This is a genomic window from Methylobacter sp. (assembly GCF_023227905.1).
Taxonomy (GTDB): Bacteria; Pseudomonadota; Gammaproteobacteria; order Methylococcales; family Methylomonadaceae; genus Methylobacter_A.
Genome location: NZ_JALOCF010000043.1, coordinates 1 through 15,891, shown reverse-complemented (window position 1 = coordinate 15,891; position 15,891 = coordinate 1). Strand labels below are relative to the sequence as shown.

The 15,891-nt window shown below is 49.6% G+C and carries 14 protein-coding genes; all 14 read right to left on the bottom strand.

Annotated features, from left to right (window positions below; all coding sequences use genetic code 11):
- Positions 1-2 precede the first annotated feature (2 nt).
- The 14 genes from M0R47_RS15665 to mraZ all read right to left on the bottom strand — a co-directional run bounded on the left by M0R47_RS15665 (position 3) and on the right by mraZ (position 15,452).
- On the bottom strand, positions 3-734 hold the full coding sequence (locus M0R47_RS15665) for a cell division protein FtsQ/DivIB (protein ID WP_292556489.1): 732 nt from the start codon (positions 732-734) through the stop codon (positions 3-5).
- A gap of 71 nt (positions 735-805) precedes the next feature.
- On the bottom strand, positions 806-1,738 hold the full coding sequence (locus M0R47_RS15660) for a D-alanine--D-alanine ligase (protein ID WP_292556487.1): 933 nt from the start codon (positions 1,736-1,738) through the stop codon (positions 806-808).
- Positions 1,735-2,607 (bottom strand): UDP-N-acetylmuramate dehydrogenase, encoded by an 873-nt coding sequence (gene murB, locus M0R47_RS15655; protein WP_292556485.1) that lies wholly within the window; start codon positions 2,605-2,607, stop codon positions 1,735-1,737. The genes M0R47_RS15660 and murB overlap by 4 nt, the downstream gene beginning before the upstream one ends.
- A complete protein-coding gene (gene murC / locus M0R47_RS15650; RefSeq protein WP_292556483.1) occupies positions 2,604-4,064 on the bottom strand; it encodes a UDP-N-acetylmuramate--L-alanine ligase in 1,461 nt (486 codons plus the stop codon). The genes murB and murC overlap by 4 nt, the downstream gene beginning before the upstream one ends.
- Before the next feature lie 67 nt (positions 4,065-4,131).
- Positions 4,132-5,202: an undecaprenyldiphospho-muramoylpentapeptide beta-N-acetylglucosaminyltransferase gene (murG, locus tag M0R47_RS15645; protein WP_292556482.1), complete on the bottom strand. Its 1,071-nt coding sequence runs from the start codon at positions 5,200-5,202 to the stop codon at positions 4,132-4,134.
- Complete coding sequence (gene ftsW / locus M0R47_RS15640; RefSeq protein ID WP_292556480.1) at positions 5,195-6,355, bottom strand: putative lipid II flippase FtsW; 1,161 nt, start codon at positions 6,353-6,355, stop codon at positions 5,195-5,197. The genes murG and ftsW overlap by 8 nt, the downstream gene beginning before the upstream one ends.
- 109 nt (positions 6,356-6,464) lie before the next feature.
- On the bottom strand, positions 6,465-7,904 hold the full coding sequence (gene murD, locus M0R47_RS15635; RefSeq protein ID WP_292556478.1) for a UDP-N-acetylmuramoyl-L-alanine--D-glutamate ligase: 1,440 nt from the start codon (positions 7,902-7,904) through the stop codon (positions 6,465-6,467).
- 5 nt (positions 7,905-7,909) lie between these two features.
- Positions 7,910-8,992, bottom strand: coding sequence for a phospho-N-acetylmuramoyl-pentapeptide-transferase (gene mraY, locus M0R47_RS15630; protein ID WP_292556477.1), 1,083 nt, complete (start codon positions 8,990-8,992; stop codon positions 7,910-7,912).
- A gap of 3 nt (positions 8,993-8,995) precedes the next feature.
- Complete coding sequence (gene murF, locus M0R47_RS15625) at positions 8,996-10,408, bottom strand: UDP-N-acetylmuramoyl-tripeptide--D-alanyl-D-alanine ligase (protein WP_292556475.1); 1,413 nt, start codon at positions 10,406-10,408, stop codon at positions 8,996-8,998.
- A complete protein-coding gene (locus tag M0R47_RS15620; protein WP_292556474.1) occupies positions 10,405-11,907 on the bottom strand; it encodes a UDP-N-acetylmuramoyl-L-alanyl-D-glutamate--2,6-diaminopimelate ligase in 1,503 nt (500 codons plus the stop codon). Before M0R47_RS15620 ends, murF begins: the two co-directional genes overlap by 4 nt.
- A gap of 34 nt (positions 11,908-11,941) precedes the next feature.
- On the bottom strand, positions 11,942-13,585 hold the full coding sequence (locus M0R47_RS15615) for a penicillin-binding transpeptidase domain-containing protein (RefSeq protein ID WP_292556530.1): 1,644 nt from the start codon (positions 13,583-13,585) through the stop codon (positions 11,942-11,944).
- A gap of 135 nt (positions 13,586-13,720) precedes the next feature.
- On the bottom strand, positions 13,721-13,969 hold the full coding sequence (ftsL, locus tag M0R47_RS15610) for a cell division protein FtsL (protein WP_292556528.1): 249 nt from the start codon (positions 13,967-13,969) through the stop codon (positions 13,721-13,723).
- A gap of 24 nt (positions 13,970-13,993) precedes the next feature.
- The gene (gene rsmH, locus M0R47_RS15605) at positions 13,994-14,968 is read right to left on the bottom strand and encodes a 16S rRNA (cytosine(1402)-N(4))-methyltransferase RsmH (protein ID WP_292556472.1); all 975 of its coding nucleotides are present in this window, start codon (positions 14,966-14,968) and stop codon (positions 13,994-13,996) included.
- A 16-nt stretch (positions 14,969-14,984) separates the two neighbouring features.
- The gene (mraZ, locus tag M0R47_RS15600) at positions 14,985-15,452 is read right to left on the bottom strand and encodes a division/cell wall cluster transcriptional repressor MraZ (protein ID WP_292556470.1); all 468 of its coding nucleotides are present in this window, start codon (positions 15,450-15,452) and stop codon (positions 14,985-14,987) included.
- Between the last annotated feature and the right edge of the window lie 439 nt (positions 15,453-15,891).

Here is a 15,891-nt window from a genome sequence, read left to right as displayed (position 1 = left end):
GATTAGCCGTCTATTTCATGTTGCGGATCGGCAATTTTTTTCCAGTCGATTTCCTCAGTATCCGGCTTCCATGAAACTGCATATCCGTTGGGATATCTCAAATCGACTATTGCCATTTTCTCAACCTGCTCTTGTTCCAAGACTTCCAGCGTTTTCAAAAACCTTTGTAATTTCTTTAACTGTTCATTTCGTCCCAACAGTATTTCCAAACCCGTTGTTAATTTAATCTTCCACGCCCACCGGTCATTAATCGCAAACTCCGCCATTTTCATGGACTGGTCGGCTAATGCCGTGTTAACGCCCTTCATTATTTCCAGTGTTTTCAACTGTTGCTGATCAGGGCCTTGCAATATGGGCAAATACTTAAATTGATCTATATTCTTGGGTGTAATTATTTCGCCCCGTGTACTGACCAGACTGTGTTGCCCCCAGCGCACATAGGGCTTTTTTTCACGTATCTTTATATCAATCGCATCGGGCCAAACTCGTTTAACCGAAACGGTATCTACCCAAGCCAATTCCGAAACAGCCTGATGAATAGCCTGCATATCGGCATCGAAAAAACTGCTCATCACCAACGGCTGCAAAGCCGTCTTTATCTCATCCTTGCTGAGGTACTGAAAAACCCCTTCGGTTCTCACATACTTAATCGGGATACTCTTAACGCCGTATCCCACCATCCAGACCAGCCCAGCCAGCAGCAACATTGTGATCATGGCTTTTACAACGGCCATCACAATTCCGCCTGAAACTGATTTGCAGTTGCCTGTAAGGAAACATGGCTGGAAGAGCTACGCATGACTCATTATCCGCAGCTGGTTTCCAGAACGCGCCAGACCAATTCGTCAAAATCCATGCCTGCCTGCCTGGCCGCCATCGGCACCAAACTGTGGTCAGTCATGCCGGGAACGGTATTAACCTCAATCAGCTGATACTGCCCCAAATCATCGATAAACACATCGACTCTCCCCCAACCTTTAACGCCAACAACCTGGCAAGCCGTTTCAGCCAAGTTCTTTATAAACTGTTCCTGGTCCTGGCTCAGCCCGCAAGGGCAGTGGTATTGCGTGGTCGTCGCCTGATATTTCGCTTCATAATCGTAAAAGGCATTCGGGGTTTCCAGGCGAATAACCGGCAACGCTTCGCCATCCAGTACCGCAACGGTATATTCCTTACCGGTCACCCACGCTTCCGCATAAACGTCGCAACGATATTTTGCCGCCACGGTTAAGGCTTGTTGCAGCTCGCTACGGTTAGTGGCTTTACTCATGCCTATACTGGAGCCTTCCTGCGCCGGCTTGACGATAACAGGGAAGCCCAGCTTTTCGATGCAAGCATCAATATCGGCTTCATCTTTCAACACATGCCATTTTGGTGTAATCAGGCCGTAACCCTGCCAGCACAGCTTGGTCCTGAGCTTGTCCATCGTTAATGCCGATGCCATGACCCGGCTGCCGGTATAAGGAATCCCCAGCACTTCCAGGACTCCTTGCAATACGCCGTCTTCGCCGCCGCGGCCGTGGATAATGTTAAATACTCTATCTATCTGTTGCCCTGCCAATGCATCGATTGGGCTGCCCGTTACATCAATGGCAATCGCGTCAACGCCTTTACGTTTTAAAGCTTCGTAAACGGCCGCACCGCTTCTTAACGATACTTCTCTTTCAGCTGCCGAACCGCCCATCATTACCGCGACACGACCGAATTGCTCTGGCTTGTTTATCACCATTGCCTTCATATTGCTTCACCTACCATACAAACTTCTGTCTGCAAGACTATCCCCTGCTGTTGTTCAACTTTATCCTGGACATAATGAATAAGGGCTTCAATGTCCGCTGCCGTTGCATTACCTGTATTAACGATAAAATTCGCATGCTTTTCCGACACACAAGCGCCGCCGATGGTGTAGCCTTTTAAGCCGATCTGCTCTATCAGCCTGGCCGCATAGTCGCCTTCGGGGTTTTTAAATACCGACCCGCAGCTGGGTTGATTGGTCGGCTGGGTTGCTCCTCGCTTTTCCAGTAGACCTTTGATCTTCTGTTGGCTTGCTTCCGTATCGCCTTGCTGCAAAGCCAGCTCGCAGGATAGAAACCATTCGTTTTCAAAGCCCTTTACCGAGCGATAACTCACCTTGAAATCCTGTGGCATTCTATGCGTTACCTTGCCCGCCGTATCGAGCATTTCTACGCTTTTGACGATCGCCCAGGTTTCCCCGTCAAAAGCTCCGGCGTTCATCTTCAAGGCTCCGCCCATGGTGCCGGGTATGCCAGCCAAAAATTCCGCCCCGATTAAACCGTTCTCTCCGCAAAAACGCGCCACATGTGCACAAGGAACGCCCGCTTCAACATAAACCGAGCCGTTGTCGGTCAAGCGCATCTCTTTTAATCGTCCTTTAGTGTTAATCACCGTACCGCGTATACCGCCATCCCTGACTAGCAAATTACTGCCCAGACCCATCCAGAATACCGGCTCCGAATCAGGCAATGCCGCTATAAATCCGATCAGGTCCTGCCGATCCTGCGGGATATACAACCGATCCGCAGGGCCGCCGACGCGCCAACTGGTATATTTCGCCAGTTTTTCATGCACTAGCAACCGACCTTTCAATTCTCACTTCCTGCTAAGGCCTTGCCTTGCAACGCTTCTGCCAGCAACTGCGGCAACTGTGCGGCAATCTGCCCGACATTGCCCGCACCCATGGTCAGGACCACATCCTCTGCGTTTACGATGCCCGCTAATATTTGCGGCAATTCTTCCCAGTTTTCGACAAATACCGGATCAACCTGTCCACGCACACGGATTGCACGGCTTAATGCCCTACCGTCCGCACCGGGGATCGAGGTTTCGCCTGCGGAATACACATCCATCAGGATCAGCACGTCAACGGTCGACAACACTTGCACGAAATCTTCGAATAAATCGCGGGTACGCGTGTACCGATGCGGCTGGAAGACAATGACTTTGCGCCGATCCGGCCAAGCCTGACGCAAGGCCTCAAGTGTCGCGGCAATCTCGCGCGGATGATGTCCGTAGTCATCAACCAAAGTCAGCTTGCCGCCATCCATCGGCAAGTCGCCGTTAATTTGGAACCGTCTGCCTACGCCTTTAAACGCCCCCAAGCTCTTGATAATGGCGGCGTCATCGACCGCCAGCTTAGTGGCTATGCTAATAGCCGCCAGCGCGTTAAGCATGTTATGCCAACCAGGCATATTCAAGGTGACTTGCAACAACGGATAGTCGCCTCTTCGTATGACGTCAAAAGAAGTGTGCATGCCCACCTGCTTAATATTAGTGGCGCGCACGTCGGCATCTTCATGAACACCATAAGTCGTTACCGGCTTGGATATATCCGGCAGGATCGCCCTGATGCCTTCGTCATCCAGGCACATTACCGCCAGCCCGTAAAAAGGCAGATGATGTAAAAACTCTTTAAACGTATCTTTTAACCGCTGATAACTGCCTTCATAAGTCGCCATATGATCTTGGTCAATATTGGTGACTATCGCCATCATCGGCTGCAAATACAAAAACGACGCGTCGCTTTCATCGGCTTCGGCGACCAGATAATGACCTAGGCCTAATTTGGCATTGCTACCGGCGCTGTTTAAGCGTCCGCCGATCACAAAAGTGGGATCAAGCCCGCCTTCGGCCAGCATACTCGCCGTCAAACTGGTGGTTGTGGTCTTGCCGTGGGTTCCGGCAACGGCAATGCCGAACCGAAAACGCATCAACTCAGCCAGCATTTCCGCGCGCGGAATGACCGGTACTCTTTGAATATAAGCTTCGTCTATTTCTTCATTGCTGCGGTCAATCGCGCTGGATGCGACCACCACGTCAACCTCTGCAATGTTTTCGCGCTTATGCCCGATGTTGATGGTCACGCCTAAACTTGCCAATCGTTGGGTTACCGCGCTTTCTTTAATATCCGAGCCCGAGACGTGATAACCGAGGTTCGACAACACCTCGGCAATGCCACTCATACCGGTTCCGCCTATGCCGACAAAATGTATCCGGTCGACATTACCCAAAGCCTGGGCGGGCATTTGGCTTTTAGGGATGGTCATAACATACCTCCCAGTACGCTACCCTGCGAGCGACTGCGCCCTGCAAATCGTCTTTCCTGTCGATTTGTCATAATCCCGCCTCAGCCATGCAAACACCGGCAACGGTTTCAGTCGCATCCAAACGTGCGTATTTTTTTGCAGTTTTACTCATGACATCCAATTGGTTAATTACTTTTGTTATATGCTCTACCAGCGTTGCTGTGTTCAAATCTTTTTGCACCAATATCAATCCGGCGCCTGCATCAGCTAAATACCGGGCATTGGCTGTTTGATGATCGTCAATCGCATTCGGCAGCGGTATAAAAATAGCCGGAACCCCTGCGGCTGCGACTTCACTGACAGTCATTGCGCCGGACCTGCAAATCATCAGATCCGCCCATTGATAGGCCGATACCATATCTTCTATAAAGGCGCTGGCTTCCGCATTTACGCCTAGTTCCTTATACCTGTTCTGGACTTGCTTCTGCATCGCTGCGCCGGTTTGGTGTTTTATTTGCACCGTGTTTCCATTCGCCAGGTCGGCGCTTAGGACTGCAAGCGCATCAGGCACGACTTCGTTTAATATCTGGGCCCCTTGGCTGCCGCCAACGATTAATATGTTAATGCCTTGGTGCGCCACTTTGCGCTCAGCGCAGCCAATAAACTGTTTTCTTAACGGATTGCCGGTAAATTTGGCCTTAACTTTTTTATTAAAGCTGTCCGGAAATGCCTCCAACACTTGATTGGCCATCCGCGCCAACAGCCGGTTAGTCGTTCCGGGCACCCGGTTTTGCTCGTGAATGACCAGCGGTATGCCTAACAGTTTTGCCATCAACCCGCCGGGACCGGCGACAAACCCGCCCATCCCCAACACCACGTCGGGTTTACGCTGGCGCAATATTTTCAAGGCCTGACTACAGGCTTTGATTAGCAACAACCCGGCGCTTATTTTCGACAGCACACCTTTGCCGCGTACGCCGGCAACCGATAACCAATCGATCTCTATGCCCTGCTCGGGAATTACTCGGCCTTCCAACCCTTTCTGCGTGCCCAGCCAGCTTACCTGCCAGCCTTTTTCAATCAATCTTTGAGCTACCGCTAATGCCGGGAACACATGCCCGCCGGTTCCTCCGGCCATAATTACGATGCGTTTAGCCATGACGGTTTCTCTTTGGCGTACCGGCATTGATCTCAGCGGTTTCGCTTTGCACCCGAAATAACAACGCAACCGCACAGCACATAATCATCATGCTGCCGCCGCCATAACTCATCAACGGCAAAGTCAGGCCTTTGGTCGGCAAGATTCCCATATTGACGCCCATGTTGACGAATGACTGAAAACCGAACCAAATCCCCAGCCCATAAGCGACAAAGGCTGAAAACCGTTGACCGGCCTGTTCGGCGGCCAGGGCTATTGCAAAAGTGCGCCAAACCAACACTGAAAACAAGCCAATCACAGTAACCACGCCCAATAAACCCAATTCTTCGGCTATCACTGAAAACAAAAAATCGGTGTGCGCTTCGGGCAAATAAAATAATTTTTGTATACCGCTACCCAAGCCCACGCCCAACCATTCTCCGCGCCCGAACGAAATAAGCGCCTGCACTAATTGAAATCCGGTTTTCAAAGGGTCGGCCCAAGGGTCCATAAAGCTGGTGACCCGAACCAAACGGTACGGCGAGAAATAAACCAGCAACATAGCCAGTACGCCAACGACCGCCAGCAGCACGATAAATTGCGATAATCTCGCGCCGGCCAGAAACATGATGCCCATGGCTATCATGATAATCACTACGGCTGAACCGAAATCCGGCTCCAGCAGCAACAAAAAGCCGGCCACCGAAAACAGTCCCAACGGCTTGACTAACCCAAAAGCCGCATTCTGCACTGACTCTTGATAACGCGTTACATACCCGGCCATATAGATGACGGAAAAAAACTTGACCACTTCGGATACCTGTATCCTCATTCCCGCAATCGATAGCCAGCGCACGCTGCCGTTTACCTTTACGCCGAAACCGGGGATCAGCACGATGACCAGCAACAGCAATCCCGCCAGAAACAGCTGGGGGCCATTCTCTTCCCAGACCCGCATTGGAACGGCCGCCACGATCCCGCCAAAGAACAATCCCAAGCCGATGTGGAATAACTGCCTGACCGGATAATACAAACCGTTACCTGTCATTTTTATGCCCAGGTGCAATGATGCGGATGCCACCATCACATAGCCGATCAACAACAGGCTAGTGCTTACGATCAACAACACTGGATCTAAATGAAATCGGCCAATTCGTGCTAGCGGCAATCTCATTTACGACCACCAAGGAAGGTGGAAGTGTCACAATTTGTAAGGAACAAACGTGACCGGCCACACAAAAAAGCGGAGGCGCTACAATCTGTAAGCAACCAATGCTGCGTGCTCATACGGCCGCCACGGATGGCGGATAACTGCTTGAGCGGTCAACCAACGCCAATACTGCCTTGGTAAATTTCTCGCCCCTATCCTGATAGTTTTTATACTGATCGAGACTTGCGCAAGCAGGAGACAGTAAAACGCTCTCGCCGGCATCGGCAAGGCCCGCCGCAATCTGTACCGCTTGCGCCATGTTGTCCGCCGAATAGACAGGGACGCAACCATCCAGAGCCTGCTTTATCAAGCCCGCATCCTTGCCCATCAACACTACGCTTTTAGCTTTTTCCTTGATCGCCGGCGTCAATTCGTTCATGTCGGCGCCTTTCGCGTCACCGCCGGCAATCAGAATCACCTTGCGGGCATAACCTTGTAAAGCGGCAACGCAGGCGCCGATATTGGTCGCTTTTGAGTCATTAACCCAGGTAACACCGCGTATTTCCGCGACACGCTGCATCCTGTGACTGAGCCCTTTAAATCGTCGCAGGGCTTCGCACATGATCCGCTCATCCAGCCCCATGGCCACACCCAGCGCCAATGCCGCCAAGGCATTGGCGGCGTTATGCCTGCCTTCAAGCGGCAATTCAGCCAGCGGCATCAGGCAGGTTTTATTGTGCATCAGGCATTCTGTCTCGCCCTGATAGTCAAGATGAAAATCGGCTGTCTTGTTAATCGAAAAGGTATAAGCCTTTCTGCTGTCATCCTGCATGGCAGAGACTACGGGATCATCGGCATTGATGACCATGATGCCGTCGCCTCTGAAAACTCTTTGTTTTTCCCGTGCGTATTCGACTAAATCAACATGCCTGTCCAAATGGTCAGCGCTGACATTAAGCACAGTCGCTGCGGCTGCGTTCAAGGCTGAGGTCCGCTCCAGTTGAAAGCTTGACAGTTCCAGCACGTAGAGTTGCGCGTCTAGCTCCAGCAAATCCAGAGCCGGCGTTCCCAAATTTCCGCCTACGCCCACTTTCATCCCGGTCGCTTTGGCCATTTCACCCAACATGGTAGTCACCGTGCTTTTACCGTTGGAGCCGCTGATTGCAACAATAGGCGCGTTGACAGAGCAGGCAAACAAGTCAATATCACTGACTATTTTCGAGCCGTTGGCGATGGCTTTCATTATCGACTGTTCATTCAGCGACACTCCGGGACTGACCACCAGATGCGTCGCCACCTTAAACGCAGCCTCATCAAACCCTCCGGTAAACACCGGCGTATCGGGCATTTGCTCAAAAAACTCATCCATCATTGGGGGTTTGGCGCGACTATCGATGATGGCAAATTTGAAACCCAGGCCTTGCAAATAATGCGCGACCGAAATTCCCGTATTGCCAAGACCCACCACTAAAATTTTGGATGTTTCCGGATCCAAAGCAAAATTCTTCTTCAACAATGCGGTGATGGCTGTTTTGCTTTTTGAACTATGCATAGGGGCGTGAACCTTATTCATTTTTCTTACCTCAATTTCAAGGTTGCCAAACCGATCAGCACCAAGATGACGGTAATAATCCAGAATCGCACGATAACGCGGGGTTCCGGCCATCCCTTCAATTCGAAATGATGATGTATCGGCGCCATACGAAAAACACGCTTTCCGGTCATTTTGAAAGAGGCGACCTGAATAATCACGGATACCGTTTCCATGACAAACACCCCACCCATAATCACCAGTACGATTTCCTGCCTGACCAGCACCGCCAACACGCCTAATGCCGCGCCCAACGCCAGCGCGCCGACATCGCCCATAAATACCATTGCGGGATAGGCGTTAAACCATAAAAAACCCAAACCGGCGCCAACCAAAGCAGCACAAAATACGATGAGCTCTCCCGCATTAGGCAAATAGGGTATTGCCAGATATTGCGAGAAAGTCACATGTCCCGATAAATAAGCAAAAATTCCCAGGCCGGTGGCGACCATCACAGTCGGCATAATCGCCAGTCCGTCCAGCCCATCGGTCAAGTTGACCGCATTGCTGGTTCCGACAATCACAAAATAGGTCAAAATTATGTATATCCAGCCCATGTCCAGCATGACGTCTTTAAAGAACGGGACGATCAATTGCGTTTCCACCGGCAAAATTGCGGTTTTGTACAGAAAAACAGCCGCCACTAAACCTATGAGCGATTGCCAGGAATATTTGGCTTTAGCTGACAGGCCGTCGCTGTTGCCCTTGATCACTTTTCTATAATCGTCGATAAAACCGATAATGCCGTAACCCAGGGTCACCAACAAAATCACCCATATATAGCGGTTGCTCAGATCGGCCCACAACAGGGTACTGAACGCAATAGCGATCAGTATCAGCGCTCCGCCCATGGTAGGCGTACCTTTCTTTTCGTAATGCGATTGGGGGCCCAATTCGCGGATGCTTTGCCCGATCTTGTTGCTGCTCAGTTTTCTGATCATCACAGGTCCGACAACAAAAGAAATGACTAGGGAGGTTAAGGCCCCAAGAATGGCGCGAAATGTCAGGTAATGAAAAACCCGGAAACCGCCGTCAAATGTCATCAAATAATCTGCAAAATAAAGTAACATTAATTATTTCCTGAAGTTTTCAACCAATGCGGCTACTACATTCTCCATGCGCTGAGCCCTTGACCCCTTGATCAAAATCGCTTCATCACCTTTAAGTTCTTGCCTTAACACTTCAATTAAATCGTTTTGAGTATCAAAAAAAGTCGCTCCTTCACCGAAAGCCTTTACCGTATTTCGAGTATCAGAACCGACCGCCAGAAGACGTACGACACCGCTTGATTTAATGACTCCACCCATTTGTTCATGTATTTTCGGGCTTTCAGCCCCCAACTCGCCAAAAGCCCCTAAAACCAGCCAGTGTCTGCCTTCACAGTTCGCCAACACGTCCAGTCCCGCTATAAGCGACGCCGAATTGGCGTTGTAGGTATCATCGATAACGATATTGCCTAAACGACTTACCAATGACTGCAAACGTCCTGTAACCGGTTTTACGCTTTCCAACCCTTGTTTAATCTGTTGTAAATCAATGCCCAATGCCAGACATGCGCTTGCTGCTGCCAGTGCGTTAACGACGTTGTGTCGCCCGGCCAGCTTTAGCTGTACTGCCAATGCACCTTCCGGCGCCACTAATTCAAAGGTCGTGGCGAATGCATGATCAACAATTTCCGCTTTGATAGAGTGCGCTGTCACGTCCGCTCGTCCATCCATCCCGAACGATATAACTTTCCTTGTGCCGGCTGTTGATTTCCAATAGTCGAAATAGACATCATCACGATTAAGAACCGCCACGCCGTCTTGCTTAAGCGTCTGGATAATTTCCCCTTTCGCTTTGGCGACACCGTCTACACTGCCGAAACCCTCTATATGCGCGGCCCCTACATTAGTAATGATCGCTACATCCGCCTGTGCATATTGGCTGCTATATTCAATTTCGCCCGGATGGTTTGCGCCCATCTCGATGACTGCGTACCGGTGCTGTTCGTTCAGCCTTAACAAAGTCAAAGGTACGCCGATTTCATTATTCAAATTGCCTTGGGTAAACAGCGTCTTGCCATTGACGCTCAATACCGCCGCCACCATTTCCTTGACGGTTGTTTTGCCGTTGCTGCCGGTGATGCCAACGACCGACACTGTCGCTTTCTTTCGCCAAACTCCTGCCAGCTCAGCCAATGCCAGCCGCGTATCGTCAACAACGATATGCGGTATCGTTGGTCGCATCAGTTCCCTACTGATTGCGACACTTCCACCATCCTTGGCGGTCGTGGCAATGCCTTGATGTACGATTGCCCCTACGGCTCCTGCTTGCGCTGCCTCTGCCACAAACTCATTACCGTCGAAATTATGGCCTTTAATGGCAACATAGAGTTGTCCCGGCTTTATCGCTCTTGTGTCTATACTGACCGATGAGATGGCAACATCTTCCCCGACCAGCTTTCCGTGCACGCATGCTGCAATCTCGCTCAGCATCATATTCATTTGTTCCGCCTGCCCAACGCGTCCATCACGACTTGTCGATCACTGAAAGGTACGCGCACGCCATTGCTTTCCTGGTATTGCTCGTGGCCTTTGCCCGCAATCACGATGCAATCACCTTTAGTTGCACTTGTTACCACTTTTTGTATCGCCTGCTCTCTGTTTTGAATGACTTCAATTTTGGCTGTTTTGCAGCCTGCCAAAATATCGTTAACTATATCCAGTCCGTTTTCATAACGCGGGTTGTCATCGGTAACAACCACATGATCCGCCCAAAATTCTGCAATTTTTCCCATTTGCGGACGCTTGCCCGTATCCCTGTTTCCACCGCAACCAAAAACCACCCACAAAGCCTGCTTGCAATGCTTGCGCAAGCTGGATAAAACTTTGTCTAAAGCGTCGGGAGTATGCGCATAATCCACAAAAATCAATGGATCGTTCTCCGTCCCAAATCGCTCCATCCGGCCATCAACCGGCTTTATACCGGCAAGTTTTTTAGCCGCTTCGGCCAACGGAATATCCATAGCCCTCATGACGGCTAACACGGCCAGCACATTCTCTACATTAAAGTCTCCGTACAATGGTACTTTTATTCCCTTAACTTGCCCTTTACAGCGCACATCAAATTCGATGCCATCCGTTTTATGGACTATATTTTCTGCTTGAACACTTTCGCCTGAATCCGATGCTTGCCCCTTGGCGCTAAAAGTCCATAGCTGCACCGATTCGGGGACTGCGGCAATAATCTGCCCGCTGTAAACATCATCCAAATTCACTACCGCGAAAGCTAAACCAGGCTGTTTTAATAACGCCAGCTTGGCTTGTACATAAGCCTCCATCGTGCCGTGATAATCCAGGTGATCGCGGCTGATATTGGTAAATACCGCGCCCTTAAACGCCACCCCGTTAACCCGGCCCTGCTCCAAGCCATGCGAGGATACTTCCATCGCTACCATGCGTTTTTTGTTCTTTAATAACTCGGCCAGTATTTTCTGGATTGCCAGCGCGTCCGGCGTGGTGTTCAATGTCTTGTTGAGATTGCCCCACTCTCCCCAGCCGAGTGTCCCTATAATTCCGCAATCATCAAGCATCTGGCTCAGAAACTGGCTGCAGGACGTTTTGCCGTTCGTGCCGGTAATGCCGATAACGGCCATAGACCGGGATGGATCGCCATAAAAACGCGCGGCCAGTTCGCCCAGCTTTAAACCCAGATTTTCCACCGCAATCATCGGTACAGAAGCAGATACGCTACGATGCAAGATCTCTGCCAACTGCTTTCCATTCCCGGCCGGATCAAAAATAATTGCACAAGCCCCGTTACTAATAGCCTGTTCGCCATGTACCAAACCATGTTGCTTGGCCCCGGCCAATGCCACAAATGCATCGCCGCAAGCCAACTCCCGGCTGTCCAAAGCCAATCCGCTAACCGGCATATTGCATTGCTCTGGGAACGTCGCCAGCCCGCTTAGCAAATCTTTCAGCGCTGGCAATTGCTCCGGCATTACTCCACCTTCTGCATCCCTGGAAGCCATCATGTTAGCGGCCTTTTCTTGTCAACAAGATAGGCATGTTATCTTGCTGGTCAGGAGCAACCTCCAACATTCTCAACGCTCCCGCCATCACTTTGGAAAATACCGGGGCCGAGACTATCCCGCCGTAATATTGTCCTGCGGAAGGCTCATCAACCATAACCACGATAATCAATCGCGGATTCTTGGCAGGGGCCATACCGGCGAAAACGGAAAAATAACTTTTTTCAACATAGCCTCCGGCGCCGGCTTTTTTTACCGTCCCGGTTTTACCGGCTACGCTGTAGCCATCGACTCTGCCTTCGTAAGCGGTGCCGTCTTTCATAAGCACAGATTCGAGCATGGTTCTGACTCTCTTGGCTGTCTTGGCTGAAAACACTCGTTGTTGATCAACATCCTCATCCCGCCTGAACAAACTGACCGAATGTAAAATACCGTCATCCGCCAATGCCGTGTAAGCTCTTGCCAGCTGAAGTGCCGAAGTGCTGACACCGTAGCCGAACGACAAAGTCGCCCTATCAAAATCATGCCAGTTCCGGTAATCAAGCAAACTTCCATTGGCTTCTCCGGGGAAACCCGAGCCGGCAGCAACGCCAAAACCCAGCTTGTTATAAATTCCCCAAAAATATTCCGGAGGCATGCGCAATGCCATCTGACTTACCACAACATTGCTGGACTTTTTTAAAACCCCAGTCAAATCCAGTGTTCCGTAATTATGCACATCCTTAACCAGATGATGCCCGATCTCAATAAACCCGTGGGTCTCAAAAACTTCATTAGGCTTGACATATCCTCCATCCAAGGCGGCTGCAACGACAAATGGCTTAATCGTTGATCCGGGTTCGAATACATCCGTTAACGACCTATTCCTGTACAGGCTTTCCTTTAAACTTTTTCGGCTATTCGGGTTAAACGACGGCTGATTCACTGCCGCCAGAATTTCCCCGTTCTGTGCATCCAATACCACCAGCGCCGCTGACTTGGCCTTGTTAAGGTTAACGGCCAGTTGCAACTCACGATACGCCAAGTATTGGATGCGCTGATCAATGCTTAGCTCCAGGCTCCTGCCTGCAACCGGCTCTTTTATATTTTCTACATCTTCAATAATTCGTCGCTGTCCATCCCTGATAACCCGCTTGCTACCTGGAATTCCTTTTAGCGATTTTTCATATCCCGATTCAAGCCCGGCCTGACCCACATCATCAATATCGGTAAAACCGACTAAATGCGCGGAAACCTCTCCTGCCGGATAAAAACGCTTGAACTCCCGCTCGAAATAAATCCCCGCAAGTTTCAATGCCTTGACCTGATCGGCAACCACCGGGCTAACCTGGCGAGCAATATAAGCAAACTGCCTATGCGCATCGCCTTTCATCAGCTCAACGGTCTTTCCTTTCGGTAAATTCAACAAGCTTTCCATTTGCCTGATTTCGTGTTCTTTTGCCGGATCAACCTCTTGCGGATTCATCCAAATGGACTCGACAGGCGTACTAATCGCCAACGGCGCACCATTCCTGTCCTTTATCATGCCCCTATATGCCGAAACAGGCACATCACTGACATGGCGCATATCTCCCTGATCCTTAAGAAACTGCTTATTCAGCACCTGTAAATCGACAGCCCGACCTATCAGCACCGCCATGCAGGCCATTATAAAAACGACCACGATTTTCCTTCGGCCGCTATGGATGGTAGAAGTGTCGGAGCCGGTAGAGAACCGGTGCGATCGTCCTGAAAAATTGCCGGCTGGCTTATTTGTTGTATTTCTGCGTTGAAAATGAATCATTTACGGCTTTATATAAACAATTTTTTCCCGCAACGGCATAACCAGCTTCAATTGTTTCCTCGCCACTTGCTCTACCCGATTCTGTTCCGCCAAGGTTGTCAGCTCCAATTGCAGCTGCCCCCATTCCACTTCATACTGATCCAACGCTCTTTCCTGCTTTTGAATCTCAATAAAAATTAACCGGGACTGATATTTGCTGTAGATTACAGTAAGAGCAGATATCAACAGCACCGATATCAGCGCCCCCATCCCTAAATATCGTTTTATTGCCACTTACGACCCCATGGATGGGAGAGGTAGAGCAACGCAGGGAGCAGTTGCCGAAACTTTCTCGGCTACTCGCATGATTGCGCTTCGTGCTCTTGGGTTCTGGGCAATTTCCTGCGGGCCTGCCTTTAGAGCTTTACCCGTTTTCTTCAAAACGCCTTTAGCAATGTCGATTTCCTTAATAGGCAGCCTTCCGGGGTTATACTTGGCTCCGGACTCAGCTCTGATAAAGCGCTTAACGATTCGGTCTTCCAATGAATGGAACGAAATAACCACCAAACGTCCAGATGGCTTCAAAATCCTGGCGGACTGTTGCAAAACGGCTTTTAACTCATCTAATTCGCTGTTAATTTCTATCCGAATTGCCTGAAAACTACGGGTTGCCGGATGCTTGTGTTTCTCTTTGATTGGCACGACGTCTTCAATAAGCTTTGCCAACTCTCTGGTTGTTGCAATTGGCGCGTTAACTCTCTTTTCAATAATCGCGTGAGCTATGCGTCGTGCGAATCGCTCCTCGCCGTATTCAAATAGAACCTTAACCAAGTCCTCTTCAGCAACGCCGGCCAACCACTGCTCAGCCGTAACGCCGGCATTGCCATCCATCCGCATATCCAACGGCCCATCGCGCAAGAAGCTGAAGCCTCTTTCGGGATTGTCCAACTGGGGCGATGACACCCCCAAGTCCATCAATATGCCGTCGACCTTTCCAGCCAAACCTTCACTTGCAACTATATTTTCCAGCTCTGAGAAAGGCGTATGCTTCAGCTTAAACCGTTTGTCGTCCAGCATGGCCTGCGCATAATCGGAATTAATTGCGTCCAGGTCCCTATCGAATGCCAATAGCCGTCCGGATGGCCCTAATAGATTCAAAATTCCCTGGCTGTGTCCGCCTCGACCAAAAGTACAATCCAAATAAACGCCGTCTTCTTTAATCGCCAACTGCTGCAGGGCTTCTGCAAGCATCACGGGCAAATGTACCACTAACAAATCTCCCGCATTAAAAGGATAAGGAGCCTAAGTCTTCCAACCCTTCATTATCGTCACCATCCAGCCATTCACTCTCTTTTGCCCTCCAGGCTTCTTCATTCCAGAGTTCAAATTTATTAAGCTGACCAACCAGGACAACTTTCTTGTCCACATTTGCAAATGTTCTTAATTTTTCCGGCAGCAATAAACGTCCTTGCCCATCCATCTCGCATTCAGATGCATTCCCGATAACAAACCGCCTTAACTTGCCTGCCATTTTATTCAACGTAGGTAATTTACTGATCGTTTGTTCAAGTTTTTCCCATTCAGGCATCGGGTAAAGCCACAAGCAACCATTCTCTCCAACACATCGCTCATTTACGGCAACTGTCACAACCATCTGACACTCGCAACATTCCTGTAACTCCTCCCGATAACGGGTAGGAATTGCAAGACGTCCTTTGCCGTCCAGATTGATTGAGCTAATGCCTCGAAACAAGATTTACCCCAGATTTCCAAAAAAAACCTTTTTTTCCCACTTTTTTCCACTTGTGACCACTATAGATTTCTAATAACCCCTAGTCAAGAATGATTTCATTTAGATTCTTTCTTTTTCGACAATGACTTACATCACAATCCGAACAGAACAAAATTGCATAAAATATGTCAAAATAATTTCTATTCTTTATCAAAAAGTTAATTAATCTAGCGAGAAATAACTTTAAGTATAAAAGCTATCGAAACTTTGAATTTTTAAGTAAAAAATGAGGACTGGATCAAAAAGGACTGGCGCAATAATTATCAAACGGCTTTTGCGTGTTTAGGGATTTAAAATACTGAGCGAAAAGCTCGAAAAAGGAAGAAAGAGTCGGCCTATAAGCCGGGTTCTGTCGAGAACAGTCATTCATCTAGGCTGCAAGTCACCCTGCAGCTCAAGC